This is a genomic window from Streptomyces sp. SS7 (assembly GCF_037993025.1).
Taxonomy (GTDB): Bacteria; Actinomycetota; Actinomycetes; order Streptomycetales; family Streptomycetaceae; genus Streptomyces.
In genome coordinates this window covers 8,133,406-8,147,616 of record NZ_CP141223.1, presented here as the reverse complement: position 1 = coordinate 8,147,616, position 14,211 = coordinate 8,133,406, and the positions used below count along the sequence as shown (strand labels likewise).

The following is a 14,211-nucleotide window of genomic DNA, read 5'->3' as shown; positions in this document are numbered from 1 at the left end:
CCTCCGGGAGCCCCCCCGAGAGCCCCCGCACGATCACCGGGGAGCTCCCCCGAGGGCCAGCACCACGGAGAGCTCCGGCACCCGGTTCACCGCCGAGGAGAGCACCTCCTGCGCGATCTCCCACTCCTCCGGCCGCGCCTTCGCGTACGGCTGCCAGTTCCGTACGACGACCAGCACCGGCCCGGACTCGGGCCCGTCCGGCAGGTCGGTGAGACTGTCGGCGAGGGCGTCCCAGTTACGGCCGAACCGGTCGGGCAGTTCGAGGTCCCGGACACAGCGGTCCATCAGGGCCGCCTTGTCGACGACCCCGTCGAGGTCCAGCGTGAGCACGTGCTCCGTCATCCAGGCACCGTCCTGAGCGAGTCGTGATCGTCTCTGTAGTAGACCTCTCCTCCACCCCGCTGACAACGCGCCGAACCCGCATCGACATCCATGTCGGCGGCATGGGCGGTGACGACGTACTCAACTTCGTGCCGGTCGCGCGCGGGTGGTCGAGCGGCCGCAACGGCACCAACGGCACGGCCCGGGTCGTCTTCGACCGCGCGACGGGAGCGTCGCGGGGACGGAGCTCGGCAGCCCGCTGCTCGTGCTGCCGCGTCCGCCCCCGCCGCACGACGGTGACGCCCCTCAGACCCCGTCCGGGTCCGCCCGGTTGAGTGCCGGCTTCGGGGCCGGTCCCGCCGTCATCAGGTAGTCGGCCGCGGAGGTGTCCGTGACCAGGCTGGTGACGAGTCCGGACCGCAGCACCGCGTCGATCGCCGCCGCCTTGCGCTGCCCGCCCGCGATCGCCACCACCTCGGGGACACGGCGGAGCTGGTCGGCCTTGACCGTGATGCACCGCTCGCCCAGGTCCCGTCCGACCCGGCGGCCCTCGGCGTCGAAGAGGTGCGCGGACATCTCGGCGGCGACACCGAGCGAGGCGTAGTGGGCCCGCTCGTCGTCGCTGAGCATGTCGTGCACCGTGGAGATGCCGGGCTCCCAGGAGCCGATGGAGACGCAGGCGACCGTGACCTTGTCGAAGTACTCGAAGGCCCGGGCGATCCCGGTCTGGTTGCGCAGCGCGGCCGCGGTGGCCGCGTCCGGCAGCAGCATCGGCGCGTAGATGGGGTGCGCGTCGCCGCCGGACACCTGGGCGGCGCGGCGGACGGCCTCGACGGAGCCGCGCTCGGCGGTCCCCGCGTCGTACACGCCCGTCAGCTGCACCACCGTGCAGGGTGGCAGCCGGTCCAGGGCCGCCGCCATGTGGATGGTGGAGCGGCCCCAGGCCAGGCCCAGGACGTCCCCCTCGTTCACCAGCTCGCCGAGCAGGTCGGCGGCCACCTCTCCCAGGTTCTCGGGGTCGGGCGAGTCCGCGGCCTCCGCCGGCGACTCGACGACCACCGCGTGCCGCAGGCCGTAGCGGGCGCGGAGCGCGTCGGAGCGCTCGGCGTCCAGCTCGGCCGGGACACGGATCTCGATCCGTACGAGATCCCGTTCGAGGGCGGTCTCCAGGACCCGGGCCACCTTGAAGCGGCTGACGCCGAACTCCTCCGCGATCTGGATCTTGGACTTGCCCTCGAGGTAGAAGCGGCGGGCCATGGCCGCCGCCTGCACCAGCTCTGCGGGTCCCATCCGCATGGCTGACCGGCCCGCCGACATACCCGACACGGCGATCTCCTCACTGCTGTTCACACTCTGGATACGCCGTTCATCCTTGCAGATCCGGCGCACTGGATCAGCCCTGATGGGAGCCGTTCACGTAGCTGTGGCCCCATGGCCGCACGGGTTGCGTATTCAGTGGGCTACGCATGGTGTCAGCCCGCTGTTCAGAGGGCCGTGGTTCAGTGGGCGCAGGCCCAGCTCGCCGTCGCGGTGGCCGCGTCCGCCCGGGCGCGCAGGGCGCGGACCGCCTCGGCGGGGTCCGCGGCGCCGTACACCGCCGATCCGGCGACGAAGACGTCCGCGCCCGCCTCGGCGCACCGCTCGATGGTCGAGGCCGCGACGCCGCCGTCCACCTGGAGCCACAGCTCCAGGCCGTGCTTGCTGATCAACTCGCGGGTGCGGCGGATCTTCGGGAGCATGATGTCGAGGAACGCCTGGCCCCCGAAGCCCGGTTCGACCGTCATGATCAGCAGCATGTCGAGTTCGGGCAGCAGGTCCTCGTACGGCTCGATGGGCGTCGCGGGCCTGAGCGCCATGGAGGCACGGGCGCCCTTCGCACGGATCTCGCGGGCGAGCCGCACCGGTGCGGCGGCCGCCTCGACGTGGAAGGTGACGGACGAGGCACCCGCCTCGACGTACTGCGGGGCCCAGCGGTCGGGGGCCTCGATCATCAGATGGCAGTCCAGCGGAGTGTCCGTCGCACGGGCCAGGGACTCTACGACCGGCACACCGAGCGTGAGGTTCGGGACGAAATGGTTGTCCATGACGTCGACGTGAAGCCAGTCGGCTCCTTCGACCGCCTTGGCCTCGTCCGCGAGGCGGGCGAAGTCGGCGGACAGGATGCTGGGGTTGATCTGCGCGGCCATGCCCCAAGCCTGCCATGCCCTCCGGGGGTGAGCCGCATGGGTCCCGGTTCGTTGTCGGGTGCGGGTGCCTTGTGGTGGATCGGGTTGGTCGCGCAGTTCCCCGCGCGCCTGGACCGGTGGGGTCGGCATGAAGGGTGACCGCGGGGTTGCTCACCTCGTCTGCGGGCGGCGGGCCAAGTGGCTGGTGCTCGCGGTGTGGCTGGTCGTGCTGTTCTTCATGGCGCCGTTCGCCTCCAAGCTCACCGGGGCCCAGGACAACGACGCCGCGTCCTGGCTGCCGGGGTCGGCCGAGTCGACGCAGGTGCTGGAGCTCTCCAAGGGGTTCCGGCCGGAGCAGATCCCCGCGATCGTGGTGTACGCCCGCGACGACGGGCTGACGGCACGGGACCGGGCGCAGATCGTGGCGGACTCGGCGCGGCTCAGGCAGCTCACGGACCACGGGATCCGGGGCGCCGAGACGCGGGGGCCGGTGTTCGACCGTCCGGTGGATCCGCGCGCCGCGCAGATCTACGTGCCGATCACCATGGACGAGAAGGGCTGGTCGCGCATCTCGCCGGCCGTGGACTCGATCCGGGACGTCGTCGGCAAGGGCGGCGCCGGGCTGGCCGTGCACATCACCGGTCCGGGCGGCACCTCCGCGGACTTCGCCAAGGCCTTCGAGGGCATCGACTCCACGCTGCTGGTGGCGGCCATGGGCGTCGTCGTCGTGATGCTCCTGATCACCTACCGCAGTCCGACCCTGCTGCTGGTCCCGTTGATCGGGGTGGTGGTCGCGCTGTTCACGGCGCAGGCGCTGATCTACTTCCTGGCCCACTACGCGGGCCTGACCGTGAACGGTCAGAGCGCCGGTATTCTCACGGTCCTCGTCTTCGGGGCCGGGACGGACTACGCCCTGCTGCTCGTGGCCCGCTACCGGGAGGAGTTGCGCAGACACGAGGACCGCCACGAGGCGATGGCGCTGGCCCTGCACCGGGCGGGCCCGGCGGTGCTGGCGTCGGGCGCCACGGTGGTGCTGAGCATGCTGGTCCTGACGGCCGCCGAGATGAACTCCACGGCCGGCCTCGGACCGGTGGCGGCGATCGGCGTGGCGGTCGCGCTGCTGGCGATGATGACCCTGTTCCCGGCCCTGCTGGTGATCTGCGGCCGCTGGATCTTCTGGCCGGCGATCCCCCACTTCGGCTCCGCCGATCCGACGGTGCGCGGTTTCTGGGCCCGTACCGGTGCCGGCATCGCCCGCCGCCCGCGCGCGATCTGGATCGTGACCGCGCTGGTGCTGGCGGTGTGCTCGCTCGGTCTGATCCAGCTGCGCGCGGCCGGCATCAGCAACGCGAACGCCTTCACCGGGAAACCGGACTCGATCACCGGCCAGAAGGTGTCCGAGAAGTACTTCGCGGCGGGCAGCGGCGACCCCCTCGTGATCGTCTCCAACCAGGCCCAGGCCCGTCAGGTGGGCGAGGCGGTGGCCGCCACCGACGGTGTGGTGCCGACCTCGCTCGGGCTGCCGCCGGGCACGAAACCCCTGCACGAGGGCAAGGTGCTGTTCGAGGCGACGATGACCGCCCCGTCCGACAGCGAGGCCGCGAAGCAGACGGTGGAGCGGGTGAGGGACGCGGTGCACGCGGTGCCCGACGCCGACGCGAAGGTGGGCGGCGGCACGGCGGCCCTGCTGGACGCGGACCGGGCCACCACCCACGACAACATCCTGATCATCCCGCTGGTGCTGGGCGTGGTCCTGCTGATCCTGTGCGGTCTGCTGCGCGCCCTGCTGGCCCCGCTGCTGCTTGTCGGGACGGTGATCCTGTCCTTCACGGCGGCCCTCGGCATCAGCGCGCTGGCCTTCCGGCACGTGTTCGACTACGCGGGCGAGTCGACGGACTTCCCGCTGTTCGTCTTCGTGTTCCTGGTTGCCCTGGGCATCGACTACAACATCTTCCTGACCACCCGTATCCGGGAGGAGGCGCTGCGGCAGGGCACCCGCACGGGCGTGTTGACGGGCCTCGCCGCGACCGGCTCGGTCATCACCTCCGCGGGCCTGGTGCTCGCGGGCACCTTCGCCGCCCTCGGCACCCTGCCCATGGTGGGCTTCGCCGAGATCGGCTTCGCGGTCGCCCTGGGCGTCCTCCTGGACACCTTCGTCGTACGGTCCGTGCTGGTCACGGCGCTGTTCCTGGACGTGGGTCCCCGGGTGTGGTGGCCGCACCGGCTGGCCCGGGACGACGGCCGGGCGGTGACCGAGGGCGCGCCGGAGCCCGCCACCCGGTCCGGCGGCTGAACGGCCGCCCCGCCCGGGCGCGCTCCTCAGGAGGCCTGCTCGGCCCCCGCCACCGCCACCGGGATGCCGGTGTTCCCGTGGGCGACCAGGATGCGGGCGCTGCCCTCGGCGAGCCGGTAGGCCATGCCCACGACCGCCACGTCCCCGGTGTCCACCTGGTCGGAGAGGGTGCGGGAACGGTCGAGGAGCAGCTGCACGGTGTGCCTTATGTGCTCGTCGACGATGTCGCTGTCGGAGGTCAGTCCGGCGGCCCGGGCGGCCAGCACACTGGGGGTGACCCGCTCGACCACGTCCCGGACGAAGCCGGTCGAGGGCAGACCGTTCGCCACGGCCTCCCGGGCCGCCGCGACGGCTCCGCAGGAGTCGTGGCCGAGGACGACGACCAGGCGGCAGCCGAGCACGGCCGTGGCGTACTCCACGCTGCCCAGCACCTCCGCCCCGAGCACATGCCCGGCGGTCCGGACGACGAAGAGGTCGCCCAGCCCCTGGTCGAAGATGATCTCCGCGGCGAGCCGGGAGTCCGAACACCCCAGGATGACGGCGAAGGGTTCCTGGCCGGGCGCGAGCTCGGCCCGGCGGGCGGCGTCCTGGTTGGGATGGCTGGGTGCGCCCGCGACGAATCGCTCGTTCCCGGAGAGGAGAGCGTCGAGGGCGACGGCGGGGGATGTGCGTGGCATGGGGCCACCCTAAGGCGCCGGGCGGCCGGGGAGAGGGCGAGGTGGGCCACACCGGTGCGGTACGGCGGCCGCTCACGGCGGTTAACCGGGAGCCGGGGCGGGGCGGTGAGCAGGGGCCGGGGCGGGGCCGGGGAGCGGCCCTCAGTGCCGTCAGCGGCGCCTCCGAGCCATCCACCGAGTGGATGACCCCGATACGCGATTCGGATCGCCCAGAGGATGGTGGCGGGGGCGTCGGGCAGCCCATAGTCGTCCCTGCCCGCACCCCCGCTGTCCGGATCGGCGGCCGCGTGCGGCCCTCCCCGGCATGCCGTGCGCCGTCGGTGCCCGTGAAGGCATGCCCGCTTCCGTACGCCTTCCGTACGCCGTCCCATGGAGACGCCATGCCTGGTTCCGTCCCGCGCCTTGGTTCCGTCCCGCCGCCTCCGCCCGCGGTCGATGATGCGGTCCCGTCCTCTGTCGCCGTTTCGGGTCCGGCGCATCTGCTGCGGGTGACCCTGCTGATGGCGGGCAGCTGTCTGCCGATCCTGGGGGCGGTGCTGATCGCCCCGGTGCTGCCGAAGATGCAGGACCACTTCGCGTCGGTACCGGGTGCCGAGGCACTGGTCCCCCTCGCCCTGACCGTCCCGGCGCTGTCGCTGGCGCTGCTGGCCCCGTTCGCCGGGGTGATCGTGGACCGGCTGGGCCGCAAGCGCCTGCTGATCGTGGCGACCGTGCTGTACGCCGTGTTCGGAACGACCCCGCTCTACCTGGACTCGCTGGGCGCCATCATCGCCGGCCGCGCCCTGGTGGGGGTCGCCGAGGCCGCCATCATGACGTGCTGCACCACGCTCATCGGCGACTACTACACCGGCCGGCGGCGGGTGAAGTACCTCGCCCTGCAGACCATGTGCGCCTCCGCGTCGGCCACCGTCTTCTTCGCCGTCGGCGGTGCCGCCGGTTCCGCGGGGTGGAAGGCGCCCTTCTGGGTCTACGCCGTGAGCCTGGTCCTCGCCCCGCTGATGGCGTCAGCCCTGCCCGCCCCGGCCGCCCGGGCGGCCAGCGACGCCTCCCCGGCCGGCACGGCGACGGTCCGGGCCCGCCGCGCCTTCCCCTGGCGGCAGTCGGCGGGCATCTGCGCCCTGACCTTCTTCGGGGCGATGGTCTTCTACACCGTCCCGGTGGAGATGGCGTACCTGCTCGACGACCTCGGGGTGGAGAACACCGGTGTGATCGGACTGGCCACCGCGCTCGCGAGCGCCGCCACCGTCCGCGGAGCGGTCACCTTCGCCCGGCTCAAGCGCTCCCCGGACCCGATGCTGCCCGCGGTCCTCACGGTCTGCGCGGTCGGCTTCGGGGTGATGTCCCTGGCGGGAACCGCGCCGCTGCTCGTCGTCGGCGCGGTGATCAACTGCGTGGGCACGGGCATGCTGCTGCCGGCCCTGCTCACGAGCGCCATGTCGCGCCTGGCGTTCGAGGACCGCGGCCGGGGCACGGGGCTGTGGATGGCGGCCTTCTTCGGCGGGGAGTTCGTCTGCCCGCTCGTCCTGCTGGCCGTGGGGTCGGCGGTCGGCGGTCTCGCCGGTGCGGTGGGCGTGCTGGGGCTGGCCGCCGCCCTCGTCGCGGCCGGCCTCCTGGCGGCCCGGCGCCGCACCGGCGCCGCCGAGCCCCGGCCCCTCCCGGAGCAGGTGGCCTGAGTCCGCGGAAGCCGGCGGACGGCCCGGACCACACCGAGACCGTGCGTGCCCGGACCCACGTCCCGTGCGTCCCCCGAGCCAGCGCTCCCGTACGTGCCCCGAGCCCCCGCTCTTATGCGTCTCCCGAGCCCCCGCTCCCGTAGGTGCCCCGGCCCGCTCCCGTGCGGGACCGGAGCTCTCATGTCGTACCGGACGAGGTCGGAGCGGGGCGGGCCGCGGCGGGCGCGGAGCGGGGCGGGGCGAGCCGCGGCGGGCGCGGAGCGGAGCGGGGCGGGCCGGGCGCGGAGCGGGGCGGGCCGGGCCGGGCGCGGAGCGGGCGCGGGGCGGAGCGGAGCGGGCCGGGCCGGGAGCGGGGCGGAGCGGAGCGGGCCGGGCCGGGCGCGGGGCGGGCCGGGCCGGGAGCGGGGCGGAGCGGAGCGGGGCGGCGGGCGCGGAGCGGCGGGCGCGGAGCGGGGCGGGCCGGGCCGGGCGCGGCGGGGGCGGCGGGCGCGGCGGGCGCGGAGCGGGGCGGCTGACGGTGCTGCTGCCGCCCGATGCGGCGCGGAGCGGCGCGGGCACCGCCGTGGGACGGCCCGCGCGGGTGCGCCGTCGCGGCCCCGGCCGCGTCCCAGGCCGCCGCCCCCGGGGCAGATCCGATCCGGCACCACCCCGGATCAGATCGGACCCGGCACCATCCCCGGACCCAGCGCGGCGGAGACGGTCTCTTGCGCGGCGCGGCCCGTCAGCGTCGCGCCCACCTCCGCGGCCTTGTGCCGCAGCCAGATGTGGGCCGCGTCCTGGGCGTGCACCGGGTGCCACCACAGCGCCTCCTGTACCGGTACGGCCTCGAAGGGGCAGGGCAGAACCCGTACCGCGGCGGAACGGACCGCTCCGCGGGCCAGGCGCTCCTGGATCATCGCGACCCGGCGGGTGCCCTCGATCATGTAGGGCAACAGCTGGAAGGTCTGCACGGAGACCTCCACCCGGGGGCTGATCCCGAGCATGCTGAGCTGGCGTGCGGCCGGAGCGTCGTAGGGGCGCTGGTATACGGCCCAGGGCAGGCGGCCCAGCTGGTCGAGGGTGAGTTCTTCGCCGACCTCCGGGTTGTCGTCGGCGACGAGGCAGAGCCAGCGGTCCTGGTGGAGGTCGACGACGGGGAAGCCGTCGATGACGCCGTGCGGCATCAGCAGTCCGTCGACCGTGCTGAGCACGGTCCCGGTGTTCTCCACGACGGAGGGCGCCGGGTGCTGGAAGGTGAGCCGGACGCCCGGGGCCTCCCGGTGCAGGGCGCGGGCGAGGGCGGCACCGAAGACGGCGGCGCCGTAGTCGGAGGCGAGCAGGGTGAACTCGCGGGTCTCCGCGGCCGGGTCGAAGTCCGCCTGGCTGGCGAAGACGCGCTCCAGCAGGTCGCACGCGGTGGCGCTGCGATCGCGGAGGGCGACCCCGAGCGGGGTCAGCTCGTAGGCGTTGCCGGTCCGGGCGAGCAGTTCGTCGTCGAAGTGCCGGCGAAGCCGGGACAGGGCCGCGCTCATCGCGGGCTGGCTCAGACCGATGCGTTCGCCGGCCCGGGTGACGTTGCGCTCCTCCAGCAGGGCGCGCAGGGCGACGACCAGATTGAGGTCGAGTCGGGACAGGTTCATCGGACACCACCCGGCACACGGAAAAGATCTTCACAGCGAAGATCTTCACGGCAAAGGCATCTACAGCATGGATGAAGCTTATCCATAGGATTCATTTCCCCGATCCGGCGATCAGGGTCAGAGTAGACCGCAACTCAGCGGGAGGACATCTGATGGCAACACGCACGCAATTCGCCGGCCCGTTCGCGCTAGGAACGCTCTCCGCCGCGGACGGGCGCCCGTTCCCCGGCCTGGTGGTCCGGGACCGGGTGCTGGACCTGAGCCGGGCCCTGGCCTGGGAGCCGGTCGATGTGCGTGCCGTGCTCGAGCGGTGGGAGGAGGCACTCCCGGTCCTGCACACCCTCGCGGACGAAGACGCCCTGGAGTGGCGCCCCCTGGACGGCCTGCGGGTGCACGCGCCGGTCGAGCCCCGGCAGATCTTCCAGTCCGGCGCCAACTACCGCCAGCACGTGATCGACCTGGAGGTGGCCCACCGCGCCCCCGACGACGCACGCACGGTGGAGGAGGCACGCGCCGAGATCGCGGCGATCATGGACCGTAGGGCGGCCGAGGACCTGCCGTACGTGTTCATCGGCCTGCCGGGCGCGATCACCGGTCCGTACGACGACGTCGTCCTCCCCGCGTGGGCGAAGCAGCCGGACTGGGAGCTGGAGCTGGTGGCCGTCATCGGCGAGCCCGCCCACCGGGTCTCCGTCGAGGAGGCCCTGGAGTACGTCGCCGGCTACACGATCGCCAACGACCTCACCGACCGCGCCACCGTCTTCCGCCGGGACATGAAGGCCATCGGCACCGACTGGCTGCGCTGCAAGAACGCCCCCGGCTTCACGCCGCTCGGCCCGTGGATCGTCCCCGCCGGATCGATCGCGGACCCGGGCGACCTGCGCGTCACGCTGAAGCTGAACGGCGAGACCATGCAGGACGAGTCCACCAAGGACATGCTCTTCGGCGTCGCGCGGGTGGTGTCGTACATCTCGCAGACCTCCCGGCTCCTGCCCGGCGACCTGGTGCTGACCGGCAGCCCGGCCGGCAACGGGATGCACTGGGGCAGGCTGTTGCGCGACGGCGACGTCATGGAGGGCTCCGTCACCGGGCTGGGCACCCAGCGCACCCGCTGTGTCGCCGAGGAGCCCGGCTCATGATCGACCCCAGGGATCCGGAGGGCGCGATCGCCGAGGCCGCGAAGGCGTACTCGAACTGGGGGCGTTGGGGCGAGGACGACGTGCTCGGCACCCTCAACTTCCTCACCGAGGCCAAGCGGCGCGAGGGCGCCGCCCTCGTCCGGCGGGGCGTCAGCTTCTCGCTCTCGCAGCGGTTCGACATGAACGGCCCGCAGAAGGGCTGGCGCCGCCGCACCAACCCGGTCCACACCATGCTCGACACGGGCACCGACGCCGCCCTCGGCAACCAGGGCTTCCCGCACGGGATCGGCGGGGCGGACGACGTGATCGCGATGCCGTTGCAGTGCTCGACCCAGTGGGACGGGCTCGGGCACATCTTCGACCACGGGTTCGCCTGGAACGGGCGCCGGGCCGACAAGGTGGTCACCTCCGACGGCGACCTGGTCACCGGCATCGAGCACATGGCGCCGTACGTCGCCGGGCGCGGGGTCCTTCTCGACGTGGGCCGCGTCCTCGGCGAGGGCGGGGGAGAGCTGCCCGACGGGTTCGCGATCACCGAGGAGCACCTGACCGCGACGGCCGAGGCGCACCGCGTGGACGTCGGCCGCGGCGACCTCGTGGTCGTACGCACCGGACAGCTGGCCCGCGTCCGCCGCGACGGGTGGGGCGAGTACGCGGGCGGGTCCGCGCCCGGCCTGTCGTTCACCACCGCCGGCTGGCTGCACCGTACCGAGATCGCCGCGGTCGCCACCGACACCTGGGGATTCGAGGTCCGGCCCAACGAGTTCGAGGGCGCCTTCCAGCCACTGCACCAGATCGTCATCCCCAACATGGGCCTGCTCGTCGGCGAGATGTGGGACCTCGAAGCGCTCGCCGCGGACTGCGCGGACGACGGCGTGTACGAGTTCTGGCTCACCGCCGCCCCGCTGCCCATCACCGGCGCCGTCGGCTCCCCCGTCAACCCCGTCGCCGTGAAGTAGCCCGGTCAAGCAGGGCGCGCGGACCCGGCCGGATGCGTCCTTCCCCGGACGGCAGCGGCGCATCCGGCCCCCACCGCTCCACCCGCCGACGGGTGAGGCACCAGAGTCCCCTGGCCCGCCTTCGCGGCGGGCGAGCCGCACACCAGCCGCCCGAAGCCGCGCGGCCGAACCTCGGGAGGTATCCCCGACCATGGCAGACAACCCCACCTCGCCCCCCTCTCGACCGCACGCGCGCGCGGCGACCCCCACCGTCCTCGTCGTCGGCGGCGGCGCCTCCGGCAACGCCGTGACCATCCTGCTGCGCCGCGCCGGCATCGCCGTCGACCTGGTCGAGGCCAGACCCGACTGGAACGCCACCACCGGCTCCGGCATCACCCTCCAGGGCAACGCCCTGCGTGTCCTGCGTGAGCTGGGCGTCTGGGAACAGGTGAGCGCCTGCGGATACGCCTTCGGCACGCTGGGCATCACCGCCCCCGACGGCACGGTGCTGCACGTCGCCGAGGACATCAGGACCGGCGGTGACGACCTGCCCGCCACCCTCGGCATGCAGCGCCCCCAGCTGCAGCAGATCCTCATCGACGCGGTCCGCGCCTCGGGCGCCACCGTCCGCCTGGGCACCACCGCCGAGGCCCTGGAGCAGGACGCCGACGGCGTCTCGGTGCGCTTCAGTGACGGCACCGAGGGCCGCTACGACCTGGTGGTCGGCGCCGACGGCCTGGGCTCCGCCACCCGCGCCGCGATCGGCATCACCGACAAACCCGAGCCGACCGGCATGGCCATCTGGCGCATCGCGGCTCCGCGCCCCGCCGGCGTGGAGCGCTCCGACCTGGCCTACGGCGGCCGGGCCTACATCGCGGGTTACACCCCCACCAGCGAGAACACCCTCTACGCCTTCGTCGTCGAAGCCTGCCGTGACCGTGCCTCGATCGACCCGGCCTCCTACGCCGACGAGATGCGCCGCGCCGCACAGGGCTACGGCGGGTACTGGCCGGAGATCGTCGAGCACATCACCGACCCGCAAAAGGTCAACTACACCTGGTTCGACCGCCTGTTGGTCGACGGCTCCTGGCACCGCGGCCGCGTCGTGCTGATCGGCGACGCCGCCCACTGCTGCCCGCCCACCATGGCCCAGGGTGCCGCGATGTCCCTGGAGGACGCCCTCGTTCTCGCCGAGCTGCTCACCAGCGGCCGGCCCTGGGACGACGAGCTGTTCCAGAGCTTCCACGAGCGCCGCGTCGCACGGGTGCGGACCGTCGTGGAGGCGTCCGTGCAGATCGGACAGTGGCAGCTGGACGGGGTGCGCGACGCCGACGTGCCGGGCCTGATCGGCCGCACCATGAACCTGCTGAAGGAGCTGCCGTGACGGCGCCCACGGTCGACGTGCACGCGCACGTCCTGCTGCCCGAGGTCGACGCCCTGGTGGCGGACCTGCCGGGCCTCGCCGAGGCCCGGGCTCTCGACCTCCGCCGCAACGGCCCGGCGGCGCTCGCCGTCAGCGGCCCGATGGTCCGCGAACGCGCGCCGAGGATGATCGACGTCACCGCCCGGCTGGCCGCGATGGACGCCCAGGGCGTGGACATCCAACTCGTCAGCCCGTCCCCGTCGCACTACCACTACTGGGCGGACGAGGAGACGGCGGAGAAGGTGTACCGGCTCGCGGGCGAGGCGACGGCCGCCCACTGCGCCCACGCCCCCGAGCGCCTGCGCGGGCTCGGGCTCGCCCCCCTGCAACATCCGCGGCAAGCCGTGCGGGCCCTCGAACACGCCCTGGACCTGGGACTGCTGGGCGTCGAGATCTCCAGCCACGCACCCGGCCGCGAACTCTCCGACCCGGCCTACGAACCGTTCTGGACCCGGGCCGAGGAGACCGGCGCGATCCTCTTCCTGCACCCCTTCGGCTGCACGCTCGACGAGCGCCTCGACCAGTGGTACCTGTCCAACGTCGTGGGCCAGCCGGTGGAGAACGCGGTCGCCCTGTCGCACCTGATCTTCTCCGGCGTGCTGGACCGGCATCCGGGTCTGAAGCTGATCGCGGCCCACGGCGGCGGCTACCTGCCCACGCACATCGGCCGCTCCGACCACGCCTGGTCCGCCCGCTCCGACGCCGCCGCCGGCTGCGCCCACCCGCCCAGCAGCTACCTCGGACGCCTCTACTTCGACTCCCTCGTCCACAACCCGCACGTCCTGCGGGAACTCGTACGGGCGGCGGGCGCGGACCGGGTCCTGCTCGGCTCCGACCACGCCTTCGACATGGGCGCCGAGGACCCGGTCGCCGCCCTGCGCGCCGCCCAGCTGCCCGACCCCGACTTCCACGCCGTCCGCGGCGGCAACGCCGTCGCCCTGCTGAAACTCTCCTGAGGAAGGCCCCCCACATGACCAGCCGTCTGCTCACCCATCTCCGGCACGTCGACCTCGCCGTGCCCGACTACGACAAGCAGCTCGACTTCTACGCCGGCGTCTGGGGCCTGACCAAGGTCGCCGAGGACTCCGGCATCTCCTTCCTCGCCGCCGAGGGCAGCCCCGAGCAGTACGTCGTCCGGCTGCGCAAGGCCGACGAGAAGCGGCTCGACCTGGTCTCCTACGGCGCCGGGAGCGCGGCCGACGTGGACACCCTCGCCGAACGGCTGCTCGCGGGGGGCGTGCAGCTGATCTCCAGGCCGGGCAAGGTCGAGACCCCCGGCGGCGGTTACGGCTTCCGCTTCTTCGACGTGGACGGCCGCACCATCGAGGTCTCCGCGGACGTCGAGGTACGGCGGCACCGCAGGATCGAGGAGAAGGAGGCCATCCCGGTCAAGCTCTCGCACGTCGTGCTCAACTCGCCGGACCTCGACAGGACCCGCGCGTGGTACGAGACCCACCTCGGCTTCCGTCTCTCCGACACCCTGAGCTCGCCGCACATGGGCGAGGTCATGCACTTCCTGCGGATCAGCAACCAGCACCACTCCATGGCGCTCGCGAAGGGCCCGCACACCTCCCTGCACCACGTCTCCTTCGAGATGCGCGGCCTGGACGAGTACATGAGGGGCTCCGGCCGCGTGATGCGGGCCGGCTTCCAGAAAGTGTGGGGTCCGGGCCGGCACATGGCGGGCGACAACACCTTCACCTACTTCCTCGACCCGCACGGCAACACGGTGGAGTACACCACCGAGCTGGAGGAGCTGGACGAGGACACCTGGCACCCCCACGTCTACGACTTCTCCCGGCCCGAGGTCACCGACCAGTGGGGCACCGCCAACCCGATGAACGAACTGATCGCCAAGGAGTCGTTCAACGACGTCGACCGCGGCGTGTTCGTGGCCCCGCCGGTCTGACCGGAACGGCCCGCCGGTCCCGGCGGTGGGCCCCCGTCACCGGGGGCGTGGCAG

At 73.1% G+C, this 14,211-nt stretch carries 12 protein-coding genes; 7 read left to right on the top strand and 5 right to left on the bottom strand.

Annotation, left to right across the window (positions count from 1 at the left end; translation table 11 throughout):
- Nucleotides 1-33: 33 nt before the first annotated feature.
- The 3 genes from U5640_RS37465 to rpe form a co-directional block, all read right to left on the bottom strand.
- Complete coding sequence (locus tag U5640_RS37465; protein WP_340383215.1) at nucleotides 34-342, bottom strand: barstar family protein; 309 nt, start codon at nucleotides 340-342, stop codon at nucleotides 34-36.
- Between the two features lie 285 nt (nucleotides 343-627).
- The gene (locus U5640_RS37460; RefSeq protein ID WP_340383213.1) at nucleotides 628-1,671 is read right to left on the bottom strand and encodes a sugar-binding domain-containing protein; all 1,044 of its coding nucleotides are present in this window, start codon (nucleotides 1,669-1,671) and stop codon (nucleotides 628-630) included.
- Between the two features lie 149 nt (nucleotides 1,672-1,820).
- On the bottom strand, nucleotides 1,821-2,507 hold the full coding sequence (rpe, locus tag U5640_RS37455) for a ribulose-phosphate 3-epimerase (RefSeq protein WP_340383211.1): 687 nt from the start codon (nucleotides 2,505-2,507) through the stop codon (nucleotides 1,821-1,823).
- Between the two features lie 127 nt (nucleotides 2,508-2,634).
- Between rpe and U5640_RS37450 the strand changes: the two genes are divergently transcribed.
- Complete coding sequence (locus U5640_RS37450) at nucleotides 2,635-4,779, top strand: MMPL family transporter (RefSeq protein ID WP_340383209.1); 2,145 nt, start codon at nucleotides 2,635-2,637, stop codon at nucleotides 4,777-4,779.
- A 26-nt stretch (nucleotides 4,780-4,805) separates the two neighbouring features.
- Here U5640_RS37450 and U5640_RS37445 read toward each other — a convergent pair whose 3' ends face one another.
- On the bottom strand, nucleotides 4,806-5,456 hold the full coding sequence (locus U5640_RS37445; protein WP_340383206.1) for a carbonic anhydrase: 651 nt from the start codon (nucleotides 5,454-5,456) through the stop codon (nucleotides 4,806-4,808).
- 380 nt (nucleotides 5,457-5,836) lie between these two features.
- Here U5640_RS37445 and U5640_RS37440 point away from each other — a divergent pair, with 380 nt between their 5' ends.
- Nucleotides 5,837-7,129, top strand: coding sequence for an MFS transporter (locus U5640_RS37440; RefSeq protein WP_340383204.1), 1,293 nt, complete (start codon nucleotides 5,837-5,839; stop codon nucleotides 7,127-7,129).
- A 653-nt stretch (nucleotides 7,130-7,782) separates the two neighbouring features.
- Here the strand turns inward: U5640_RS37440 and U5640_RS37435 are convergent.
- Entirely contained in the window at nucleotides 7,783-8,748 is a 966-nt protein-coding gene (locus U5640_RS37435) for a LysR family transcriptional regulator (RefSeq protein WP_340383202.1), read from the bottom strand.
- Nucleotides 8,749-8,900: 152 nt separating this feature from the next.
- Between U5640_RS37435 and U5640_RS37430 the strand changes: the two genes are divergently transcribed.
- The 5 genes from U5640_RS37430 to U5640_RS37410 all read left to right on the top strand — a co-directional run bounded on the left by U5640_RS37430 (nucleotide 8,901) and on the right by U5640_RS37410 (nucleotide 14,157).
- The gene (locus tag U5640_RS37430; protein WP_340383200.1) at nucleotides 8,901-9,887 is read left to right on the top strand and encodes a fumarylacetoacetate hydrolase family protein; all 987 of its coding nucleotides are present in this window, start codon (nucleotides 8,901-8,903) and stop codon (nucleotides 9,885-9,887) included.
- Nucleotides 9,884-10,846 carry a cyclase family protein gene (locus tag U5640_RS37425; protein WP_340383198.1) on the top strand — a complete coding sequence of 321 codons (963 nt, stop codon included), beginning with the start codon at nucleotides 9,884-9,886 and terminating at the stop codon, nucleotides 10,844-10,846. Before U5640_RS37430 ends, U5640_RS37425 begins: the two co-directional genes overlap by 4 nt.
- A 190-nt stretch (nucleotides 10,847-11,036) precedes the next feature.
- The gene (locus U5640_RS37420; protein WP_340383196.1) at nucleotides 11,037-12,209 is read left to right on the top strand and encodes an FAD-dependent oxidoreductase; all 1,173 of its coding nucleotides are present in this window, start codon (nucleotides 11,037-11,039) and stop codon (nucleotides 12,207-12,209) included.
- The gene (locus tag U5640_RS37415) at nucleotides 12,206-13,204 is read left to right on the top strand and encodes an amidohydrolase family protein (protein WP_340383194.1); all 999 of its coding nucleotides are present in this window, start codon (nucleotides 12,206-12,208) and stop codon (nucleotides 13,202-13,204) included. Before U5640_RS37420 ends, U5640_RS37415 begins: the two co-directional genes overlap by 4 nt.
- 14 nt (nucleotides 13,205-13,218) lie before the next feature.
- Complete coding sequence (locus U5640_RS37410; protein ID WP_340383191.1) at nucleotides 13,219-14,157, top strand: VOC family protein; 939 nt, start codon at nucleotides 13,219-13,221, stop codon at nucleotides 14,155-14,157.
- Nucleotides 14,158-14,211 lie beyond the last annotated feature (54 nt).